The 19,874-nt window shown below is 63.6% G+C and carries 17 protein-coding genes, 1 tRNA gene and 2 pseudogenes; 15 read left to right on the top strand and 5 right to left on the bottom strand.

Going from position 1 to position 19,874, the window contains the following annotated elements; all coding sequences use genetic code 11:
* Positions 1-11: 11 nt before the first annotated feature.
* Entirely contained in the window at positions 12-833 is an 822-nt protein-coding gene (locus tag NKK52_RS26575) for an urease accessory protein UreD (RefSeq protein ID WP_081726189.1), read from the bottom strand.
* Positions 834-1,068: 235 nt separating this feature from the next.
* Here NKK52_RS26575 and NKK52_RS26570 point away from each other — a divergent pair, with 235 nt between their 5' ends.
* From NKK52_RS26570 to NKK52_RS26560, 3 genes are all read left to right on the top strand, one after another.
* A complete protein-coding gene (locus NKK52_RS26570; protein WP_023671226.1) occupies positions 1,069-1,323 on the top strand; it encodes an acyl carrier protein in 255 nt (84 codons plus the stop codon).
* Positions 1,324-1,328: 5 nt separating this feature from the next.
* Positions 1,329-2,537, top strand: a complete 1,209-nt coding sequence (locus NKK52_RS26565; RefSeq protein WP_023683604.1) for a beta-ketoacyl-[acyl-carrier-protein] synthase family protein — start codon at positions 1,329-1,331, stop codon at positions 2,535-2,537.
* Between the two features lie 152 nt (positions 2,538-2,689).
* Positions 2,690-3,394, top strand: coding sequence for a glutathione S-transferase family protein (locus NKK52_RS26560; protein WP_023671224.1), 705 nt, complete (start codon positions 2,690-2,692; stop codon positions 3,392-3,394).
* A gap of 25 nt (positions 3,395-3,419) precedes the next feature.
* Here the strand turns inward: NKK52_RS26560 and NKK52_RS26555 are convergent, their stop codons facing one another.
* The 4 genes from NKK52_RS26555 to NKK52_RS26540 form a co-directional block, all read right to left on the bottom strand.
* Positions 3,420-3,791: a hypothetical protein gene (locus NKK52_RS26555; protein WP_023683605.1), complete on the bottom strand. Its 372-nt coding sequence runs from the start codon at positions 3,789-3,791 to the stop codon at positions 3,420-3,422.
* A gap of 85 nt (positions 3,792-3,876) precedes the next feature.
* Entirely contained in the window at positions 3,877-4,497 is a 621-nt protein-coding gene (locus tag NKK52_RS26550; protein WP_023671222.1) for a nucleoside triphosphate hydrolase, read from the bottom strand.
* 269 nt (positions 4,498-4,766) lie between these two features.
* Complete coding sequence (locus NKK52_RS26545; protein WP_023683606.1) at positions 4,767-5,858, bottom strand: hypothetical protein; 1,092 nt, start codon at positions 5,856-5,858, stop codon at positions 4,767-4,769.
* Between the two features lie 237 nt (positions 5,859-6,095).
* The gene (locus tag NKK52_RS26540; protein WP_023683607.1) at positions 6,096-7,907 is read right to left on the bottom strand and encodes a methyl-accepting chemotaxis protein; all 1,812 of its coding nucleotides are present in this window, start codon (positions 7,905-7,907) and stop codon (positions 6,096-6,098) included.
* 266 nt (positions 7,908-8,173) lie between these two features.
* Here NKK52_RS26540 and NKK52_RS26535 point away from each other — a divergent pair, with 266 nt between their 5' ends.
* The 12 genes and pseudogenes from NKK52_RS26535 to NKK52_RS26480 all read left to right on the top strand — a co-directional run bounded on the left by NKK52_RS26535 (position 8,174) and on the right by NKK52_RS26480 (position 19,517).
* Positions 8,174-9,142: a D-alanyl-D-alanine carboxypeptidase family protein gene (locus NKK52_RS26535; RefSeq protein ID WP_023683608.1), complete on the top strand. Its 969-nt coding sequence runs from the start codon at positions 8,174-8,176 to the stop codon at positions 9,140-9,142.
* A gap of 429 nt (positions 9,143-9,571) precedes the next feature.
* Positions 9,572-10,474 carry a DUF1003 domain-containing protein gene (locus NKK52_RS26530; RefSeq protein ID WP_023752512.1) on the top strand — a complete coding sequence of 301 codons (903 nt, stop codon included), beginning with the start codon at positions 9,572-9,574 and terminating at the stop codon, positions 10,472-10,474.
* Between the two features lie 162 nt (positions 10,475-10,636).
* Positions 10,637-10,713: transfer RNA gene (locus NKK52_RS26525), tRNA-Arg, on the top strand.
* A gap of 260 nt (positions 10,714-10,973) precedes the next feature.
* Positions 10,974-11,240 (top strand): acylphosphatase, encoded by a 267-nt coding sequence (locus NKK52_RS26520; protein ID WP_023671216.1) that lies wholly within the window; start codon positions 10,974-10,976, stop codon positions 11,238-11,240.
* A gap of 156 nt (positions 11,241-11,396) precedes the next feature.
* Complete coding sequence (locus NKK52_RS26515) at positions 11,397-12,050, top strand: Rieske 2Fe-2S domain-containing protein (RefSeq protein WP_023683609.1); 654 nt, start codon at positions 11,397-11,399, stop codon at positions 12,048-12,050.
* The gene (locus NKK52_RS26510; RefSeq protein ID WP_023683610.1) at positions 12,047-12,892 is read left to right on the top strand and encodes an aromatic ring-hydroxylating oxygenase subunit alpha; all 846 of its coding nucleotides are present in this window, start codon (positions 12,047-12,049) and stop codon (positions 12,890-12,892) included. The genes NKK52_RS26515 and NKK52_RS26510 overlap by 4 nt, the downstream gene beginning before the upstream one ends.
* Positions 12,889-13,548, top strand: a complete 660-nt coding sequence (locus tag NKK52_RS26505; protein WP_023683611.1) for a glutathione S-transferase family protein — start codon at positions 12,889-12,891, stop codon at positions 13,546-13,548. The genes NKK52_RS26510 and NKK52_RS26505 overlap by 4 nt, the downstream gene beginning before the upstream one ends.
* A gap of 1 nt (position 13,549) precedes the next feature.
* Positions 13,550-14,862: pseudogene (locus tag NKK52_RS26500) on the top strand (amidohydrolase).
* Between the two features lie 26 nt (positions 14,863-14,888).
* Positions 14,889-15,986: a BMP family ABC transporter substrate-binding protein gene (locus NKK52_RS26495; RefSeq protein WP_196814159.1), complete on the top strand. Its 1,098-nt coding sequence runs from the start codon at positions 14,889-14,891 to the stop codon at positions 15,984-15,986.
* A 3-nt stretch (positions 15,987-15,989) separates the two neighbouring features.
* On the top strand, positions 15,990-17,513 hold the full coding sequence (locus NKK52_RS26490) for an ABC transporter ATP-binding protein (protein ID WP_023683612.1): 1,524 nt from the start codon (positions 15,990-15,992) through the stop codon (positions 17,511-17,513).
* Entirely contained in the window at positions 17,510-18,610 is a 1,101-nt protein-coding gene (locus NKK52_RS26485) for an ABC transporter permease (protein ID WP_023683613.1), read from the top strand. Before NKK52_RS26490 ends, NKK52_RS26485 begins: the two co-directional genes overlap by 4 nt.
* A pseudogene (locus NKK52_RS26480) lies at positions 18,607-19,517 on the top strand (ABC transporter permease). The gene NKK52_RS26485 and the pseudogene NKK52_RS26480 overlap by 4 nt, the downstream one beginning before the upstream one ends.
* Positions 19,518-19,874 lie beyond the last annotated feature (357 nt).

Below are 19,874 nucleotides of genomic sequence, written 5' to 3'. Positions count from 1 at the left end.
CTGTATTTGGCTCAGAGTGACCATAATTTGGGCAGACCCGCCCGCCCGTTGAGCAGTTCGACGAGCGGAACCAGCCGCTTGCGCAGCTGATAGCCGTCCTCGGCAAACAGCCTCGCAAGAAGCTTGCCAGATTTTTTGACGCTCCAGGCGCTGGCATCGCCGTCGGCGCCGACGATGTCGCGGGCCGGATCGAGCAAGGCTTCGGCCTGCGGCGAGACCATCAGCAGCGTCGCAGCGGCAATGGCGCCGCCGGCGACCGCCGGGCGGCCAAGTGCCGCCGCGATAGCCGGCCCGATGCGGAAATCCTCGGCATGAACGAGCGCACCATCCTGGCGGACACGCCAACGGTCGTGGAAATGGCCGTGCGCGGCCTCTTCGCCCATGGCGAGGCGGCCGAATATGGTGGCTTCAAGCAGCAATGCCTCGGCGCCTGCGGCAAGCTCGACCTCGAGCGTGCGGGCAAAGGCCGAGCGGTCGAAGACGATGGTTTCCTGGGGCAGCCAGGCGATACGCCCGCCCGCGCCGACGCTGAGCTTCACCCGAACTTCGGCGCGGTCGCTAGCGGCACGATAGATCTTTTCGCAGGCCTGGGTGGTTATCGAGGCGGAGGCACCTGGCCCGACATCGATTTCCCAGCCGAGCCGATCGCCGCCGGTCAGACCGCCGGCGGTGTTGATGAGCACGGCTTCGAGCGGATCGGCCGCAACGGCCGGCATGCGGATTTTGGCCGAGCCGTCCTGATAGAGGCGCAAAAGCCGGGTGCGTCCATCCCTGACGCCGCACGCAAGCCGGGCCGCCCCGGCCGCGCGCTGGGCCGGAAGAGCTGGGATCAAGACATGCTGCAACGTATCCACGGCGCTAACGTTAAGCACTCCCGGCGCTTTGTCGATATGGTGCTTGTTGATATAGCTTGTTGCTTGACAGCGTTTCCGTTTCTATAGAGGGAGCCTCTTTGGAACGGTCATGCTGCGCCTGGCGGGTTTTTGAAGGCGACGGCGATTTCAGTCCAGGCAACAGGGGCGCCAACCAATCGGCACCGCGACGTTATAAAATTGGGGAAGGAATCGAATGGCTGACGAGCTGGCAACGGAAATCATCGCCAAGATCAGGGCACATGCGGAGCCCGGTGGCGAAGAGATCACCACCAATACGGAATTGACCGCGCTTGGCATCCATTCCCTGGAACTGACCGAGATCATCTTCGATCTCGAGGAGCAGTACGGCATCGAGATCGAGATGAACACGGTCGATGCCTGGAGCAATCTCAAGAATGTCGGCGATATGGTTGAGGCTGTTCGCGCGCTGATTGCGAAAAAAGCCTGAGCTGAATGCAAAAGCGCGTCGTCATTACCGGCATCGGCGGCATATGCGGGCTCGGCGCCAATGCGCCTGCAATCTGGAACGAAATGCGGGCCGGCCGATCGGCCATCGGTCAAATCAGCAATCCCGGTTTGCATGATCTGAAGGTCAAGGTCGGCTGCGAAATCAAGACGCTGCCCGACCATGGCATCAGCCACAAGCAGACCGTGTCGATGGACCGCTTCAGCCTTTTGGCGACGATTGCCGCGCGCGAAGCCATGCAGCATGCCGGCCTGACATCGAATGAAGCAACCACCTACCGGATGGGCGCGGTTGTCGGCGTCGGCGTCTGCGGCTGGGAGGCGATCGAGGAGAACTACCGCGCCATCCTGGTCGACGGCAAGAACCGGGCCGGCATCTTCACCGTGCCAAAAGTGATGCCGAGTGCGGCGTCCGGCCATGTCAGTATGAATCTCGGCCTGCGCGGGCCGGTGTTCGGCGTCACTTCGGCCTGCTCCTCGTCCAATCACGCCTTTGCCTCGGCGGTCGACCAGATCCGGCTCGGCCGCGCCGATGTCATGGTCGCCGGCGGCACCGACGCGCCGCTGCTCTGGGGCATCCTGAAAGGCTGGGAAGCCCTGCGGGTGCTGGCGCCCGATACCTGCCGGCCGTTCTCAGCCGATCGCCAGGGCCTGTCGCTCGGCGAAGGTGCTGGAATGGCGGTGCTGGAAACCTATGAACACGCCATGGCGCGCGGCGCGACCATTCTGGCCGAATTTGCCGGAGCCGGCCTTTCCGCCGACGCTTCCGATATCGTCGCGCCGACTGTCGAGGGACCGACGGCGGCGATGCGCGCCTGCCTGGCGGACGCCGGGCTCAATCCCGAGGACGTCGACTATCTCAACGCCCACGGCACCGGCACCAAGGCCAACGACCAGATCGAGACGGCGGCAATCAAGCGCGTCTTCGGCGACCATGCCTATAAGCTGTCGGTGTCGTCGACCAAGTCGATGCATGCCCATTGCCTCGGCGCCTCGGGCGGCCTGGAAATGATCGCCTGCGTGATGGCGATCCGCGAAGGCATCGTGCCGCCGACGGCCAATTTCCGGCAGGCCGACCCCGACTGCGATCTCGACATCACGCCGAATGTGGCGCGCGAGCGCAAGGTGCGCGCGGCGATCAGCAACGGTTTTGCCTTCGGCGGCACCAATGCCGTGGTGGCGTTCAAGGCGGTCTGACGGCAAGCGACTGGCCTGAGCGACTGGCCCTGAATGACTGCGAAGACGGTGTGTGCACCTTCGACCGGTTGATCGGCAAAGAAGCCGAGGATAATCCTTCGCAACTCGCCAGACGGCGCGATACCGCGCCAAATTCCCGACCGGAGCTTTCGATGACCGACCTGTCCGCCTTTCCGATCACCAAGCGCTGGCCGGCCAGCCACCCCGACCGCCTGCAGCTCTATTCCGCGACGACGCCGAATGGGGTGAAAGTCTCGATCGCGCTGGAAGAACTCGGCCTCCCCTACGAGGCGCATCTGGTGGATATCGGCAAGGACCAGAGCTGGACGCCGGAATTCCTGTCGCTGAACCCGAACGGCAAGATACCCGCGATCATCGACCCCGACGGGCCGGGCGGCAGGCCATTCGGCCTGTTCGAATCCGGCGCCATCCTGCTCTACCTCACCGACAAGACCGGCAAGCTGATCCCTGCCGATCCGGCGCGGCGCTACGAGACCATCCAATGGGTGTTCTTCCAGATGGCGGCGATCGGGCCGATTTTCGGACAGGTCGGGTTTTTCAACAAATTCGCCGGACGCGAGATCGCCGACAAGCGGCCGCTGGATCGCTACCGCAATGAATCGCGGCGGCTGATCGGGGTGCTGGAGACGCGGCTGAAGGGTCGAACCTGGATCATGGACGACGACTATACCATCGCCGACATTTCGATGCTGGGCTGGGTGCGCAATCTGATCGGCTTCTACGAGGCGCGCGAACTCGTCGGCTTCGACGACTTCCCCACCGTCGCGGCATGGCTGGAGCGCGGGCTGGCGCGGCCCGCGGTGCAGCGCGGCCTGACCATTCCCGCCAGGAATTGACCTCGGCCAGCCGAAGCAGCCGGGTCTATTTCGCCTTGGCCTTGCTTTTCGAGCCGCCCTTGCCGATGACGGACGCAGCGAGCGACGCAGCGCCCCTGGCTGTCGCCGCCACCGCACCAGCGGCGACATTGGCGGTCGCCTTGACGGTGCGCATCGCGCCGCCGGCCACCGAGCCGCTGCTTGCCGGCTTCTTGGGTTTGGCGGTTTTCGCCGTCACCTTTGCCGTCGCCACCGGTTCTACCTTCTTTGGCGCCGCTTTGCCGAAAGCCGGCTTTGCGTCCTTGGACCGCTCGGCGATCGCCGGGCCGGCGCCTGCCTTCGCCTGCGTGGCCTTTGCCTGCCTGGCTTTGGGTTGAGCGGTCTTGCTCTTGGCGGGTGTTTTTGCCTTGGTTGCCATCTGACGGTTCCCTCACGGCGGCACGATTGCCGATGAGAGATAACGACCTGAAAGTCTTAAGGTTCCCGTTCCGAAGTCCAGCGAACTATGCGGGATCGCCAACAACCAGGTCGGCGGACCTGCGACGGCCGAGCACGCGATCGATGTTGGGCATGTCGTTGGAAGCGATCCAAGCGCGGGCGTCTTCGTCGGAGCGGCCATGCTCGTGCCAGCGCACCAGAAGGCGGCGCTCGAGTTCGGCACGCGGCACATCGACAAAGATGGTGAAGTCGAACAGCGGCGCCAGCCGCGACCACGGCTCCTCGTCCAGCAGGAGGTAATTGCCTTCGACCAGGATGAACTTGGTCTCGGCGGCAACGATGGAGGCGGCGGCGCGCGACAATTCCATGCTGCGGTCGAACACCGGAATGGCGATGTCTGGCTCGCCCGAACGGATGCGCTTCAACAGCGTCTCGAAGCCGGCGAAGTCGAAAGTCTCCGGCGCGCCCTTTCTTGACCGCAGGCCGCGCTGGTCGAGCACGATGTCATCATAGTGGAAGCCGTCCATCGGCACGACTTCAGCCGCGCCCTCCGGCAACAGATCATGCAGGCCGGCCGAGAGCGTCGACTTGCCGGCGCCGGGCGGGCCGGCAATGGCGACGATGAAGCGTTTCGCCTTGCCAGCGCGCTTGAAGATGGTGGCGGCGAGATGGGCGATTTCGGACATTGGGCGCTTCCAGTTATGCTTTGCATCTTGTCGGCAGTTTGAGGAAATTTCAAACCGCGATTTGGGCAATCTCACGACATCCGCCACGTCAGCGCTGCCCCTCGTCGCCCTGCCGGTGTGCAGCCGATAGATGGGTAACACTTCTCCCCCTATGCGTCCGCCGCAGCGCCAAGCAGATTGGTTGGCGCGGCGGTGCGGCGGACAAGCTCCATGTGCCGTGTGTCGAGGATGCCGGCAGGCAGGTGAGGGGCAGGGCCAGCGTTCGAAAATCAGCCGGGCTGGCCGATCCGCAGGAAATCGCTGTCGAACCTGACATCGCGGGTCGAACCATCGGCTCCGGTGAGACGCATGTGACCTGAGGCTGTCCCGATATCGCGCGGCGGCTCGCCGCTCGTCAGCGGCAGCGTGCCGATGACATGGCGGAAGGAGACTTCGCCGCCGAGGGTAAAAGCGGTCGCGACCCCTTCGCGCTTCAGCCAATTGTCGTCGATCGATGCGGCATGGCCGATGGCGGCGCGGCCGTCCTCGATGCCGAGCACGCCGCGATGGCGGCTGCTCCACGGCGCGTAGTCGCGGCCGCCATTGCTGAACCACAGCATGGTGACCGGAAGCTCCGCCGGGTTCTTCAGCACCAGCACCAGATCCTGTTCGGCCCGGCGCGCCAGCGCCGTCCAGCCCGGACCGTCATGATCGGCTTCGACCAGGGTGATGAAATCCTCGCGCTCATCCTCCATGCGGTAGTCGGTGAGATCGAGCGTGCCGCCGCCAGTGGCTGGAAAGCGCGTCAGATCGGTCGAGCGGGCGGGATAGGAAAGCTTGAAGCGACCGCGGGCCGGATCGGGCTCCAGCGGTGCGTCCAGTGTCCCGGCAAAGCGCTTCGGCGAGAAGGCCAGCCGGCCGCCATCGCGCATCGCCGCCATCGGATGGTGGGCGGCGGAGACCGCGCCGGAACCGCCGGAAAAGACATGCTCCTGATAGAGAAAGGGATGACAGTTGCGGAGCGTGAAGATCTTGTCGACCGTCGCGCCCATCACCGTGCGGCGCAACCGGAAGACGGCCCGCCAGCCGTCGGATGTCGCTTCGCTGGCGGTGACATCCCAGGCGCTGTTGGCCGGCCAGCCATGCAGCGGTGCGGCCTCGATGTCGCTGGCCGAAAACGGTGCGCATAGGAAATCGCCAGACAGCCGCACCGTGCCTTGAGGCAGATCCGGCGGCAGCGTCTCGCCGGCATCGATCCAGGGCGCGCGGTGCAGCGGCTTCAGCTGGCGGCCATCGCTGTCGACTGTCATGTCGGCGATATGGCCGACAGTGAGATCGAGCGTGACCGAAATGCCCTTTGCCTTGATCGTGACCGTATCCATCCGCGCACCTGCTGATTCTGATGGCAGCGAACAAACCCGCTCGGCGAGGGATGCGCAAGCACAGCGACCGGCATTTTGCATCAGGGCGATTTTTACCCTCCCCCTTGTGGGGAGGGTCGGCGAGCGCTCGACGCGAAGCGGAGATCGTTCGACGGGGTGGGGGTAGCGCCCTACGAGGACCCCCCACCCCGATCCGCTACGCGGATCGACCCTCCCCACAAGGGGGAGGGTGGACGCCTACTGCCGTTTGTACTCCCGGACCGGCGACTTGGTGCCGTCGGTGTAGGTGACCTGCACCGCCATCGATGTCACGTTGTCGGCGACCCTGAAGTAAGGCTGGTAGTCATAAGGAATGGCGTAGGGGTCCTTCTTGTCGCAAGGCGGCAGCTTGATCTCCTTGTCGAGCGCCGTGCCGTTCAGGCTGTAGCGCACCTCCTTGATGCCGCAGCGGAATGACAGCATCTGGGAGAAATAGACCAGGCCGTGATTGCCGCTGGCGTCGAAGGCGATCCACGACGTCCAGAACTGGTCGAGGATCTGTTTGTTGCCCTGTTGCAGCGCCGCGTCCGGATCGAAACTTATGTCGAACGGCCCGGTCTCGCGGCCCCTGAGATCGAGATATTTGACCCCGATGGTGGTGGCCGTGGTGCTGTCGGGCAATTCGAAGCTCGGATTGGGCATCGGCTTGCCGGTGCGCTGGTCGTTCATCGCCATCAGCCCGGTGTCGGTGAACGGACCTGACACACCCATGCGCCAGGAAATGCCGGTCGCGGCCTCGGGCAGCGAGATGGAGATCGTCCAGCCGGCATTGGAGCGCATCGGCGTCAGCGTCGGGGCAAAGCGCGCTGGGTCGAGCACGTCGCCAAGCGCGGTCAACCGGCTGCGGCTGCGATCGAGCCAGTCGGCGAGCTGCGTCTGGTCGATGAAATATTTGAGCAGCCTGCCTTCCTTTTCATAGGAGACGAACCTGGTCAGCGCCTCGGCCTCGCTGCGCTTGTCGGACAGCGACTGGACGCCGAGGCGATCCTCGGAAAACTCCTGCGCGAGCAGGTAATAGGCCGGTGCGAAATCCGGATTGGCCGCGATGAAGGCGTTGAGCTTGTCGAGACGTTGGGCATCGTCGAACTGCAGGATATGGACCAGCTTGATCGACAGCGCCTTGGCCTTGTCGGCCAGGGCGCCGAACACTTCGCGGGCGCCGGCCTTGCCGTCCTGCACGCGCAGCAGGGTGGCGAAGCGTGTGTAGGGATCGACGGCGTCGACGTCGAAACCGGCGAAAGCGAGATAGGAGCGCCGCGCATTCAGCATGTCGCCGGAAAGCTCGTAGACGCGGGCATTGTGATAGAATTCGTCCGGCCGCTTCGGCTCGGCGATCGTCCCGCCCTGCGCGGCCAATGCGGCAAAGCCCTTGGCGATGGTGTCGATCGAGGCGGCGATCTGCTCGGTGGTCGCCTGAAGCTTATCCGCCTGCTCGGCCTGTTTCTGCTGGCCGGCAGCGAGCGTTTCGGTCGTCTGCTTGACCGCCTCTACCGACTTTTGCGTCTGCGCGCCCTGCTCAGCCTGCTGCTGCTGGGTCGACGCAATTTCCTCGGTCTTCTTCGCCACCGCGTCGGTCGATTGCTTGACCTGGTCGACCGCCAGCTTCGTCTCGGTTACCGTTTGCTCGATCCTGGCCACCCTGGCCGAGACGATGCCCATCTGCTGCTGCAACTGGGCGATGGCCGGCACCAGGCCGGCGATCACACCGTTCTGCGAATTGGTCTGCTGCTGCAGGCCATAGACGCCGCCGGCGACGGCGGCAGCGCTGGTGGCAAAGATCAGCGCCGGCAGCGCCTTGGCGGCCAGCACCAGCCGCAGAACGATGGCAATGGCGATGATGGCGGCGGCAACCGAAGCGACCAGCGCGATATAGGCGGCGAATGGCGCCAGCGGATTGAGGATGTCGGAAGCAGCGCCGCCGATGAAAGCGACGCTGCCGGCCCATTTGCCGGTGCGGCTGAGCGAAGCCCTGATAAGAGATGGCGCAGCCGCGCCGATGTCACCGGTCATTGTCAAGTCCCCCAAGCAATTGCCGCCTCTATAGCAGCACCGCGACCCCGCAGGCAAAACAGGACAGGAAGCAGGCGATTTCGGGCGGGTGGGCGGATGTCGAGGTTGCCGTTTCAGCGCCGATGATTGGCGAAGCCGAAGCGACATCTGATCTCCCCCCTTGCGGGGGAGATTGGCAGCGTCATCGGCAGCTCCGCCGTTAACCAAATGGACGAACACAATGGGTTAGGCTAGGTTCCGGCCCTCTCAGCAACGCCGGACTTGCCTTGCCAAACTTCCATTTCCCCTCCCTCGTCCAAAAATTTCTCGCAGCCCTCCTGCTGCTCGTCTTCGTGGCCGGCTGCAGCACCACCGCACCGCCCGACAGCGTGCTGGCGGTGCCGGCGCCGCAGGAGAAATATGCCGCCATCGTAATCGATGCCGGCAGTGGCAAGACGCTGTTCGAAGTCAGTTCGAGGGCGCAACGCTATCCGGCGTCGCTGACCAAGATGATGACGCTGTACCTGCTGTTCGAGGCGCTGGAGTCCGGCCGCGTCTCGAAGGAAACGCAGATCCCGGTCTCCGACAATGCCGCCCGGCAGCCGCCGACCAAATTGCGCTTCAAGCGCGGCGAGAGCATCGATGTCGATTCGGCGATCCGAGCGATCGTGGTCAAGTCGGCCAATGACGTGGCGGTGGCGGTGGGCGAATATCTCGGCGGCTCGGAGGACCAGTTCGCCGCCATGATGACCTCGAAGGCGCGCCAGATCGGCATGAGCAGCACCGTCTTCCGCAATGCCTCCGGCCTGCCCGACGATGGCCAGCACACATCGGCGCGCGACATGGCGACGCTGGGGATGGCGCTGCGCGCCCGCTTCCCGCAGCAGTTCCACTATTTCTCCGAAAGCGACTTCATGTTCCGCGGTCGGCTGGTGCGCGGCCACAACGACATGCTCGGCCGGGTGCGCGGCGTCGACGGCATTAAGACCGGCTATATCAGGGCATCCGGCTACAATATCGTCACGTCCTACAATGCCGACGGCCGGCATCTGATCGTCGTGGTGATGGGCGCCGACAGCGCACGCCAGCGCAACGACCATGTCGAAGCGCTGATCCAGCGCAGTCTTTCGCCGACGCTGGCCGATACCAAGACGCGGCTGATGTTTGCGGGAGACCAGCCGGCAGCATCGCCCGGCCTGCCGCCGCCTGGTTTGCCGGCGCAGGGGTCGCAGTTGCCTGGTTTACCGCCGCAATAGAACCCGTCGTTGGGTGGAGGAACTCTGAAACGCCGGCGGACAGCACCCCCCTCTGGCCTGCCGGCCATCTCCCCCTCAAGTGGGGAGATTAGCAGCTTCGGCGTCTCGCCTCTTTTTCGTGTTTGGCGAAGCCATGGCGACATCTGATCTCCCCCCTTGAGGGGGAGATGTCCGGCAGGACAGAGGGGGGTCGTGAAGGATCGCTGCCTCATCTTAACTCTGCAGCAGGCGCGACCTTCGTCGGCAACAGCACTTCGGCGGTCTGGTTGCCGAGCAGCAGGCGAGCGAGGCCCCGGGGGCTGCGCCGCCACAGGCAATTGCAGCAGGCATTCATCACAAGCGCTTGCACAAGCCCCCAATCTTCACCGCCACAGTGGCTATGCCGCCTCGCCTTGGCGTATCGTGGGCGCGACAGCAGGAGCCGGCATCATGAGCCCAAACCCATCCGAACAGGCCGACAATGAAAACGACAGCGGCGGCGAGTATTTCGAGGCGCCGACCGACCACGACGCCGAGCTGGTGGCCGACGAGGCGCTGGAAGCGCCCGATGTGCCGGACTCCGAACCCCATGGCCGCCTGAAGCCGAAGCGGAAACCATCGGCGATATCGGGCCGCAAATTCCGCAAGCGCGACCTGGTGCGCATCGACGACCTGCGGCCAAGCCTGGCCGACCGCATCCGCTCCGACCATCCCGACCTGCCGCGCGGCGCCCGCATCAGCCGCGAAGAGCTCGGCCGCTACCGCATGCGCTACATGGAGGAGTTGCTGCAGCAGGAGCATGGCGAATTCTCCGAACTCGACCGCCAGGTGGTCGAATCGATCGCCAGGCAGGACACGATTTCGGAAAACTCGGAAGAGGAGTTCGAGGAGCACCGCTCGTTCGCCGACCGCGTCTCCGACAACATGGCGGCTTTCGGCGGCAGCTGGTGGTTCCTGATCTCGTTCGGCAGCGTGCTTGCGGTGTGGATCGGCATCAATTTGATCGCGGGCGTGAGCAGCGCCTTCGACCCCTACCCCTTCATCCTGCTCAACCTGCTGCTCTCCTGCATCGCCGCCATCCAGGCGCCGATCATCATGATGAGCCAGAGACGGACGGAGGCCAAGGATCGCCTGCGCTCGTTCAACGACTACCGGGTCAACCTGAAAGCCGAGCTGGAAGTGCGCCATTTGCACGAAAAGCTCGACTATCTGATCTCGCGCCAATGGACGCGGCTGGCCGAAATGCAGCAGATGCAGCTGGATGCGATGCACGAACTGACCGGCGCGAAGAAGGCGAAGCGGGCGCCGCGCAGGGTGCGCAGGCGGGTGGCGAAGGTGGAGGTGGCGGGGTGAGTCCCGGGCTGAGGCTGCAGGGCGGACGCGAAGTTGCCAAGCCGCGCGACGTGGCTTCGAAAATATCGCCACGCCAATTGCCCGTTGAAGCCCGCGCCGGCTTCCGCTAAGAAGCCGTGGCTGGCCGGCCTATCGGCTGGTTCGTTTTCAGGTTCCCTGAAGGCACCCGTAGCTCAGCTGGATAGAGCGCTGCCCTCCGAAGGCAGAGGTCACAGGTTCGAATCCTGTCGGGTGCGCCAACTTACCGATGCATTACAATAGCTCAGATAACCCTAAAGCGCGTCGCGCTGAAACGGATTCATGCGACGCGCTTTAAAGTCTTCGTTTAATGCATGTCGTTGTCCCACAACCGCGGCACTTCTGGGCGACATGCATGAGTGCCCGGGTCTAGGGACGGGCGATCAGTCGATATTCGGTGTTATTGGCGCGTCGATTACCACTTCCGCCCGTTCAGTCAGACGCTATGCTGCTGACCGTGACACCAAGGCGCGCGTTCGTGATGAAGCAAAGTCAACACCGCTTGCATGAGCGGATGACCATTCGCGGCCACCTCGAACCCGCGTCCTTCGTGCCCTGGATCATGCGCCATGCGGCCAAGCTCGGTCTCGCGCACCACATCGCTCATGCAAGCACCGATCGCATCGAACTCGATATTGCCGGTGCGGCGGAGCTGATCGACATGATGGAGATGGGATGTTCGCTTGGGCCCATTGAGGTCTGGGTCGAGACGATCGACCGCGCGCCTGTCGAGCAAAAAAACATATAGCTTTGCGTGTGGTTACCTCGGTTTGCACTTAATTTAACCAATATTGCAATTGCGAAATTATTATGCATACGTCAGCCGCATCGAGCGGTTCGCCAACTCCTTGCGCCGGCATCTCTCTGGTCGGGAAACAGTAGTATCAGTACGGAAAGTAAGGTCATGCTGTCCGACAAGACGGACACCTGGGTGCCGGTCGCCCTTACCCAGGATCTGCCAACAGGACAGGTAATGCCGGCGCGGACGCCCGCCGGTCCCATTGCCCTCTGGCGAAGCCAATCGGGGCGCTTGGCGGCATCGGCGGATCGCTGTCCGCATCGCGGCATGCGCCTCTCCCATGGCTTCGTGCGCGGCGAGGCGCTCTCCTGCATCTATCACGGCTGGACCTATTCGCAGGCCGGTCAGTGCCTGCGCATTCCTGCCCATCCCAGCCTCACGCCGCCGGAGACGATTCGCGTTGCGACCCGGTTGGTCGAAGAGGCCGGCGGGATCATCTGGGTCGCTGATGGAGAGCCTGATGGCAAGCCACCCCTTTTTGAGGGTTACGTCCCGCTCCGTTCATTGACGGCCCGTGCCGGACATTCGGCGCTCTCGGTCGCTGCCGGTACGAAGGCCACCGTTGAAGGATACGTCTGGCAGGCGCCCGGCGCGCCGGCAATTCGCCTGCTGCCTATCCCGCAGGAAGCCGGCGAGACGCTGATCCACGTCCTTGTTCCAGCCGATTGCGATGCGTCCGAGCGCATCGCCGCCTCGCGAGCCGCCGAGAGCCTTCGGCGCATGGCCGAAGGGATCGAGGCGAAAGGGGCTGTGCCATGATCGACGATGCGATGCGCGACGAATGGTATCCGGTCGGGCTTTTCAGCCGGCTCGACCGCGAAGGACGCGAGACCACCCTGATGGGCGAGCCGATCAAGATTGCGCTCGACGCCAATGGCGCGGCGAAAGTGACAGGCGAAAACGGGCGCGTGCTGCCGGTTTCGGTGCGCTATGGCCATATCTGGTCGTCGCTCGGCGAACCGAAGAAACCGGTCTTCCCGATTCCCGAAGCAGACCAGCCCGGGCGCCGCTTCGTCGATGTCGGCGTGGTGCGGGTGCGCTGCTCGCCGCTCCGCGCCGTCGAGAACTTCCTCGACATCGCACACTTCCCCTTCGTCCATACCGACATCCTCGGCTCGGAGCCGCATACCGAGGTCGAAAACTACAAGGTCGAGATACGCGAGGAGGAGGACGAGGTCTGGGCGACCCAGGTGAAGTTCTACCAGCCGCAGGCGGCGAAATCCGCGAGCGGAGGTATCACGACGGAATACATGTACCGCGTGCCGGCTCCGACCTGCTCAGTCCTCTACAAGACCTGCCCGCCGCGCCCGGGCGAATGGGATGTCATTACGCTATTCGTCCAGCCGCTTGCCGAGGATCTCTGCGACGTCTGGCCATGGATGGCGCTTTTCGATGACGAGACACCACTGACCGATCTCATCCATTTCCAGCAGACGATTTTCCTGCAGGACCGCTCGATCCTCGAAAACCAGATCCCGCGTCTTCTGCCGCTCGATCCCGGCATGGAAATCCCGACGCGCGCCGACCTGACCTCGGTCGCCTATCGCCGCTGGCTGAAGCGCCACGATTATACCTACGGCGCGCAATTGGTGGCACAATGAGGCTTTACGACTACGTCCTCTCCCCAAGTTGCTACAAGGTGCGCCTGATGGCGACGCTGTCAGGTGTGAAGCTCGAAATCCGCCCGGTCGACTTCCATCCCGGCGCCGAGCATCGTGGCCCCGAGCTTATGGCTCTTAATCCGGGAGGCTCCATCCCGATCCTTGAAGACGGCGACCTGATCCTGACCGAGTCTTCCGCCATGCTTGGCTATCTCGCCGCGAAGGCAGCACCGGCCTGGCTCGGCAGCGGCGCCCCCGAGGAGACGGCGCGCATCCAGCAATGGCTTTCCTTCTCGCACAGGCTGACCGCCAACCTCGGCGGCGCGCGCCTGCATGAGATGCTGCTGCGCCCCGGTGACATCGGTGCGCTTCAGGCCAATGGCATAGCGGCACTACGTGAGCTGGAAGCCGGCCTTTTCGAACAAAAAATGCGTGGCGATCGGTTTCTCGCATCCGACCGGCCGACGATTGCCGACATTGCTTGCTTTCCCTATGTCGCGCTCGCGCCCGACGGCGGCGTTTCCCTCGATCCGTATCCCACGATCCGGCTCTGGTCGCGAGCGCTCCGCAGCCTCGACAATTTCATCGAGATGCCCGGTATCCACCGGCTGCACGAGTTGAAGCCCGAACCGCGACCCATGCTGGACGAGGCGTGAGGTGACCGGCTATCTCCTGAAGAATTGCGCAGCGGTCATCACCGACGAGGGCAGGGGTCCGATCGTCCGGCGCAATGTCGATGTGCTGACGAATGGCCCGCAGATCGAGGCAATCGGGGAAGGCCTGCACAGAAGCGAGTTGCCGGCCGGTACTATCGTGCAGGATGCCGACGGCTGGTTCGTCTATCCCGGCCTCGTCAACACGCACCATCACTTCTTTCAGTGCTTTGTGCGCAACCGTGCCGAACTCGACTGGACGAAGCTGTCGGTCATCGAATGGCTCGACCGGATCTATCCGATCTTCTCCCGGCTCAACGAGGATTGTTTCTACCACGCCTCGATTACGGCGATGGCAGAGATGATAAAGCACGGTTGCACGACGGCCTTCGACCACCAGTACAATTTTCCACGCCATGCCGGAAAACGGCTCATCGACCGGCAGTTCGAAGCGGCCGACCTTCTCGGCATGCGTTTCCACGCGGGCCGCGGCGGCAACACGCTGCCAAAATCGGAAGGCTCGACCATTCCAGACGAGATGCTGGAGACCACGGACGAATTCATCGCCGACTGCGCACGCCTCATCGACACTTATCACGACACCAGTCCCTTCAGCATGCGTCAGGTCGTGGTCGCTCCCTGCGGATGCACACCCATGTCGGCGAGGGCGAAAGCCCGATCATCGAGGCCCGCCACGGCATGCGTACGGTGGACTATCTCGAGGACCTCGGATTTGCCGGCCGAGACACTTTCTATGCCCATTGCTGGGAGCTGACGCATGACGAACTGCGGCTGATGGCGGCGAGCGGCACCGGTGTCTCGCATTGCCCGGAGCCGGTCTATCTGGTGGGTGCGGAGGTGACTGATATTCCCGCCATGTCCGCCTTTGGCCTGCGCGTCGGTCTCGGCTGCGACGGTGCTGCCTCGAACGACAATTCCAACCTCATGCACTGCATCCATTCCGCCTACATGCTGCAATGCCTGGCGGCCTCGACGCGCGCTCATCCCGTGCCTGCGCCGGTCGATTTCCTCGGCTATGCGACAACGGGCGGGGCCGCGCTTCTGGGCCGCAATGACATCGGCCGACTGTCGCCCGGCATGGCCGCCGACCTCTTCGCGATCGACACGCGCCGCATGGATTATGTCGGCACGCGCCACGATCCGTCGAGCCTGATCGCCAAGGTCGGCATCGGCATGCCCACCGACATGACCATGATCAACGGCCGCATCGTCTGGGAGAAGGGTGCGTTTACCGGGCTGAACGAGGCCCGGCTTGCTGCGGACGCGGAAACCGCTTTTGCCGCGGTGGAATTCTAACAACTTAAGACAGGGGAACTGACATGCTGAACTATCTGACCCGCAGAACTCTGATGAAGGGCCTTGCCGCAACAGGGCTTGCCGGCGCGCTTGGCAGCCGTCCCGCCTTTGCGGCCGACGAGCCGCTCGGTATCACGCTCGTGCTCCCGTCGCCGGTCGGCGATGTCGGCTGGGGCCATGCGCTCGCCGCCGGCCTCGAGCCGGTCAAGGCCGCATACGGCGACAAGGTGAAGATCACCGTCATCGAGAACATCGCCGAAGGGCCGGACGCCGACCGGATCATGAACAAGACCGTCGCCGACGGTAACAAGTTCCTGATCGCCGGCTCATTCGGCTACCAGAATGGTGCACTACAGATCGCCCGCCGCGATCCTGCGGTCACCGTGCTGCATGCCTCCGGCTTCCAGACCGCGCCGAATTTCTCGCCCTTCGCGGCGAAGTATTTCCAGGGCACTTACCTGCTCGGCATAGCCGCCGCAGCTCTTTCCAAGACCGGCAAGGTCGGCTCCGTCTCGGCCTTCGCCATTCCGGAGCTGATCACCTCGATCAACGCATTTACGCTCGGCGCACAGACCGTAAATCCCGATATCGAGGTATCGGTCGTCTGGGTGAACTCCTGGTTCGACCCGGCCAAGGAACAGGAAGCCGCCAAGGCGCTGATGGCACAGAACTGCGACGTGATCTTCTCGAACGCGCAGGACACACCCTCCGTGATCTCGGCCTGCGAGGAGGCTGGCGTCTACGCGTTCAACCTCAATTCGTCGATGAAGAAATATGCACCGAAGAAATATCTCGGCTGCATCGCGACGGACTGGTCGCCCTTCTTCAAGGCTTCCGTGGATGCCCATCTGGCCGGAACCTTCAAGGGCGCCAACACCTTCCTCGGCGTCGCCGAAAAGGTGGTGGAGGTCGTGGACTGGAACTCAGATATCCCAGCCGACACGATGACGAAGATCAAGGAAGTGGCGGCGAAGATCGCCGACGGCAGCTTCTCGCCCTTCACAGGTCCAATCACCAAGGCCGACGGCAGCGAAGCCGCCGCCGCCGGTGCGACGATAGCGGATCCCGAGATCGTCGCGATGGACTGGCACGTCAAGGGTGTCACCACACCACTGCCGAAGTAAGTCATGACCCCGCCCCTTCTGTCGCTCCGCGGCATCTCGAAGAGCTACGGCCAGATCCGGGCCAACCAAGCCATCGATCTGGACGTGGCGCCCCAATCGATCCATGCGATCCTCGGGGAGAATGGGGCGGGCAAATCGACGCTGATGAAGCTCATCTATGGCGTTGAACAGCCGGACGAAGGCACCGTCGTCTGGAACGGAGAGCATCTGCGCCTTGCCTCGCCGGCTGAGGCACGGCGCAGGGGCATCGGCATGGTCTTTCAGCATTTCTCGCTGTTCGAGACGCTGACTGTCGTCGAGAACATCCAGCTCGTCGTCCCCGGCGGCAAGGCGGAGCTGGCGGGGCGCATCCGCAGCCTCGGCCAGGATTTCGGCCTTGAAGTAGATCCTCTCGCCGATGTGCACGCGCTCTCGGTCGGCGAACGGCAGCGGGTGGAGATCATCCGCTGCCTGATGACCGACCCGAAGCTGCTCATTCTCGACGAGCCGACCTCGGTCTTGCCGCCGCAGGCGGTGAAGAAGCTGTTCGACACGCTCAGGCGCCTTCGCGACCGCGGCGTGTCCATCCTGTTCATCTCGCACAAACTGGAGGAAATTCGCACGATCTGTGACCAGGCGACCGTCCTGCGTGGAGGGCGCGTTATCGGCACCGTCGACCCACGCGACTATGATGCGCACGACCTCGCCCGCATGATGATCGGCCGCGACATGCCGGAGGTGATGCCCGCGTTGGCCATGCCCGAGGGGGAGAAGCGGCTGGAAATAATCGGCATGGACTACACGCCGGACGACCCCTTTGCCACGCCGCTCTCCGGCATCAGCCTCACGGTACGATCAGGCGAGATTCTTGGCATAGCCGGAATATCGGGCAATGGCCAAGGCGAGCTTGCCGCGCTTATCTCGGGCGAAGCGATGCTGCTGAAGGAACAACGCGACCGGATTTACATGATGGGCCGCGACGTAGGCGCACTCGATGCGGCCGCGCGCAGGAGATTTGGCTTCGCCTTCGTGCCCGAAGACCGGCTGGGACGCGGCGCGGTCCCTGAAATGTCGCTCGTGCTCAACACCGTTCTTACCGCCCATCCTTTCGATCTCGTGAGGCGCGGCCTCATCAACAGCGCCGGAGCGACGGCTTTCACCAGCGAATGCATCCGTCGGTACGACGTCCGCGCCTCCGGCCCGGATGCCGAAGCGGGCTCGCTGTCCGGCGGCAACTTGCAGAAATTCATCGTCGGTCGCGAGATGATGCTGTCGCCAAAACTGCTTTTCGTGGCGCAGCCGACCTGGGGTGTAGACATTGGCGCTGCATCCGCCATCAGAAGGCGGCTCATCGCGTTGCGCAACCTGGGCGTGGCGATCCTCGTAATTTCCGAGGAACTCGAGGAACTTTTCGAACTCTGCGATTTCATCCAGGTGCTCCATCATGGAATGCTGAGTCCGCCTCTGGTCACGCGGGACACGCGCCCCGAAGACATCGGCAGATACATGATCGGAGCACATGCCTCGCCAGAGAAGGTTCCTGCATGAGCGTTTGGGCCGCGACGTTCCTCCCCGCGCTCGTCCGCCGGGAGCATGCCTCGCTCGTCGCGGCCATGCTGGCCCCGGCTGTCGCGCTTGGCATGGCGATCATCCTCAATCTGGGCCTTTACGTGCTGATAGGCCGAGATCCGGCGGCCGTCCTGTACGCGATGCTTCTCGAGCCGTTCCTCTCCTGGGCATCGTTCGCGGAGGTGCTGCTGAAGGCGGGGCCTCTTCTCCTTATTGCGCAGGGGCTGGCGATCGGTTTCCGCGCAAAAGTGTTCAACATCGGCGGGGAGGGCCAGTTTATCCTGGGCGCTATTTTCGCCTCGGCGATCCCCGTCTGGTTTCCGCAGGCGACCGGGCAGTGGATCTGGCCGCTGATGCTGCTTCTCGGTGCCATCGGCGGTGCGCTTTGGGCATCTATCACCGCCTTCTGGCGCGTCAGGCTCAATGCGAACGAGATCCTGGTCTCCCTGATGCTGAGCCTCGTTGCGACGCAAGTCCTCAACTACTTGCTGCTCGGCCCATGGAAGGACCCGGCCGGCTTCAATTTCCCACAATCCGTCATGTTTCAGAACGACGCGATGGTGCCGACCCTGATCACCGGTACCCGTGTCAACGTCTCGCTGCTCATCACACTTGCGCTCTCGCTGGTGGCCTGGGTTTTCATGCAGCGAAGCTTCATAGGGTATAAGCTCAAGGTCGGCGGCCTTGCCCCGCGCGCGGCCGGTTACGCCGGCTTCAGCGAAGGGCGTGCGATTTGGCTATCGCTTCTGATCGGTGGCTTGGCGGCGGGACTGGCAGGCGCGGCGGAGGTCGCGGGTCCGCTCGGCCAGTTGCAGCGCTCGATCTCGACCGGCTACGGATATGCGGCCATCATTGTCGCCTATCTCGGCGGGTTGCATCCAGTCGGCATCATCTTTTCCGCGCTCTTCATGGCTGTCCTCTATATCGGCGGCGACAATGCGATGGTGTCGGCAAACCTGCCGATCGCCGCCGTCCGCGTCTTCCAAGGCAGCTTGCTGCTCGCCTATCTCGGCGCTGTGGCCTTCGTGCGCTACCGCATCGAGTGGCGCCGCCCCCATCACCTGAGCCAGCCATGAACGCCGTCGAGTTCATTATTTCGGGCATGCTCGCAGCGGCAACCCCCTTTCTCCTTGCCGCACTCGGCGAGTTGGTGGTCGAGCGCGCCGGCGTTCTTAACCTCGGCGTAGAGGGCCTGATGGCCCTCGGCGCGGTGCTCGCGTTCATCGTCGTCTACCACGGCGGTGGACACCTGCTGGGGTTCGTTGCCGCCGGCCTCGGTAGCGCCGTCCTGTCCCTCGTCTTTGCAGTGCTGGCACTCGGATTCCGGGCAAACCAGGTCGCGACAGGCCTTGCGATCGGCATTCTCGGCCAGGGCCTTTCGGCGCTGTTCGGCAAAAGCTACGAGAGCTTGACGGTCAAGGGGCTCCCGAAACTTGCCTTTCCCGGCCTCTCGGAAATCCCGGTAGTCGGCAGGCTGTTTGTCCAGGACGTCGTCGTATGGCTTTCCCTTGCCGTGACGTTTGCGATCTGGGCGATGTTTGCCTATACGAGAGTCGGCCTTGTCGTGAGGGCAATCGGCGAGAATCCCAAGGCAGCCCATGCCATCGGCTATCCGGTCATCGCTATCCGTATCGCGGCCATAGCTTTTGGTGGCATGATGGCGGGTTTTGCCGGCGCCTATGCGGCGGCGGTGTACACGCCCCTTTGGGCGGACGGTATGATTGCCGGACGTGGCTGGATCGCGATCGCACTCGTTGCTTTGGTACGTGGCTCGCTGGCCGCATCTTCCTGGGTGCCTGCCTCTTCGGCGCGGTTTCGCTGATGAGCCTCGCCGCCCAGGCGACCGGTCTGGACCTGCCATCGCAACTGCTTTCCAGCCTTCCCTATCTCGTTACGATCGTCGTGCTCGGTGTCATCTCGGCGGACCGCCGCTTGCTCAGGCTGAACGGTGTCGCCTCGCTTGGCGAACCCTTCGAACGTTAGCCGGGATGCAAAGTGGATTTGCGAAACTCGACGTAAGTTGAAGAGATCGAAACGCCAGCGGACGATCGGCATCCGATCCAAAGGGCAGAAACGCCAAACGGGGCGAAGGTATTTCCGCAAGGGTAGCGCTGACGCCGTCGACTGCGAGCAGGGGAACGATGTGACGCTCAACGCGCCCGACACCGGTGGATCGTCGCGGGTTCTTGGATCGTCCCCTTTCCCCAGTACGAGCCCATTCTCGAGGGTCCATTCTCCACCGCAGCCTAGCGAAGCGGCGTCGCAAGATGGCCTGAGGCATGCGCCCGGTAAATTCCCGCATGCGAGCACTCGTCCTGCCTGTCTAAGGTTCCGAGTCTA

This window comes from Mesorhizobium sp. C277A (assembly GCF_040324395.1).
GTDB lineage: Bacteria > Pseudomonadota > Alphaproteobacteria > Rhizobiales > Rhizobiaceae > Mesorhizobium.
This window is presented reverse-complemented; position numbering and strand designations above follow the sequence as displayed.

Excerpts from the sequence above, each read along its gene's own strand:
- NKK52_RS26490 (WP_023683612.1), top strand. The coding sequence starts at position 15,990 with ATGACCCCGCCCCTTCTGTCGCTCCGCGGCATCTCGAAGAGCTACGGC.
- NKK52_RS26555 (WP_023683605.1), bottom strand. The coding sequence starts at position 3,791 with ATGGCAACCAAGGCAAAAACACCCGCCAAGAGCAAGACCGCTCAACCC.
- NKK52_RS26540 (WP_023683607.1), bottom strand. The coding sequence starts at position 7,907 with ATGACCGGTGACATCGGCGCGGCTGCGCCATCTCTTATCAGGGCTTCG.
- NKK52_RS26520 (WP_023671216.1), top strand. The coding sequence starts at position 10,974 with ATGAAGCAAAGTCAACACCGCTTGCATGAGCGGATGACCATTCGCGGC.
- NKK52_RS26565 (WP_023683604.1), top strand. The coding sequence starts at position 1,329 with ATGCAAAAGCGCGTCGTCATTACCGGCATCGGCGGCATATGCGGGCTC.
- NKK52_RS26570 (WP_023671226.1), top strand. The coding sequence starts at position 1,069 with ATGGCTGACGAGCTGGCAACGGAAATCATCGCCAAGATCAGGGCACAT.
- NKK52_RS26510 (WP_023683610.1), top strand. The coding sequence starts at position 12,047 with ATGATCGACGATGCGATGCGCGACGAATGGTATCCGGTCGGGCTTTTC.
- NKK52_RS26545 (WP_023683606.1), bottom strand. The coding sequence starts at position 5,858 with ATGGATACGGTCACGATCAAGGCAAAGGGCATTTCGGTCACGCTCGAT.
- NKK52_RS26505 (WP_023683611.1), top strand. The coding sequence starts at position 12,889 with ATGAGGCTTTACGACTACGTCCTCTCCCCAAGTTGCTACAAGGTGCGC.
- NKK52_RS26560 (WP_023671224.1), top strand. The coding sequence starts at position 2,690 with ATGACCGACCTGTCCGCCTTTCCGATCACCAAGCGCTGGCCGGCCAGC.
- NKK52_RS26550 (WP_023671222.1), bottom strand. The coding sequence starts at position 4,497 with ATGTCCGAAATCGCCCATCTCGCCGCCACCATCTTCAAGCGCGCTGGC.
- NKK52_RS26530 (WP_023752512.1), top strand. The coding sequence starts at position 9,572 with ATGAGCCCAAACCCATCCGAACAGGCCGACAATGAAAACGACAGCGGC.
- NKK52_RS26515 (WP_023683609.1), top strand. The coding sequence starts at position 11,397 with ATGCTGTCCGACAAGACGGACACCTGGGTGCCGGTCGCCCTTACCCAG.
- NKK52_RS26485 (WP_023683613.1), top strand. The coding sequence starts at position 17,510 with ATGAGCGTTTGGGCCGCGACGTTCCTCCCCGCGCTCGTCCGCCGGGAG.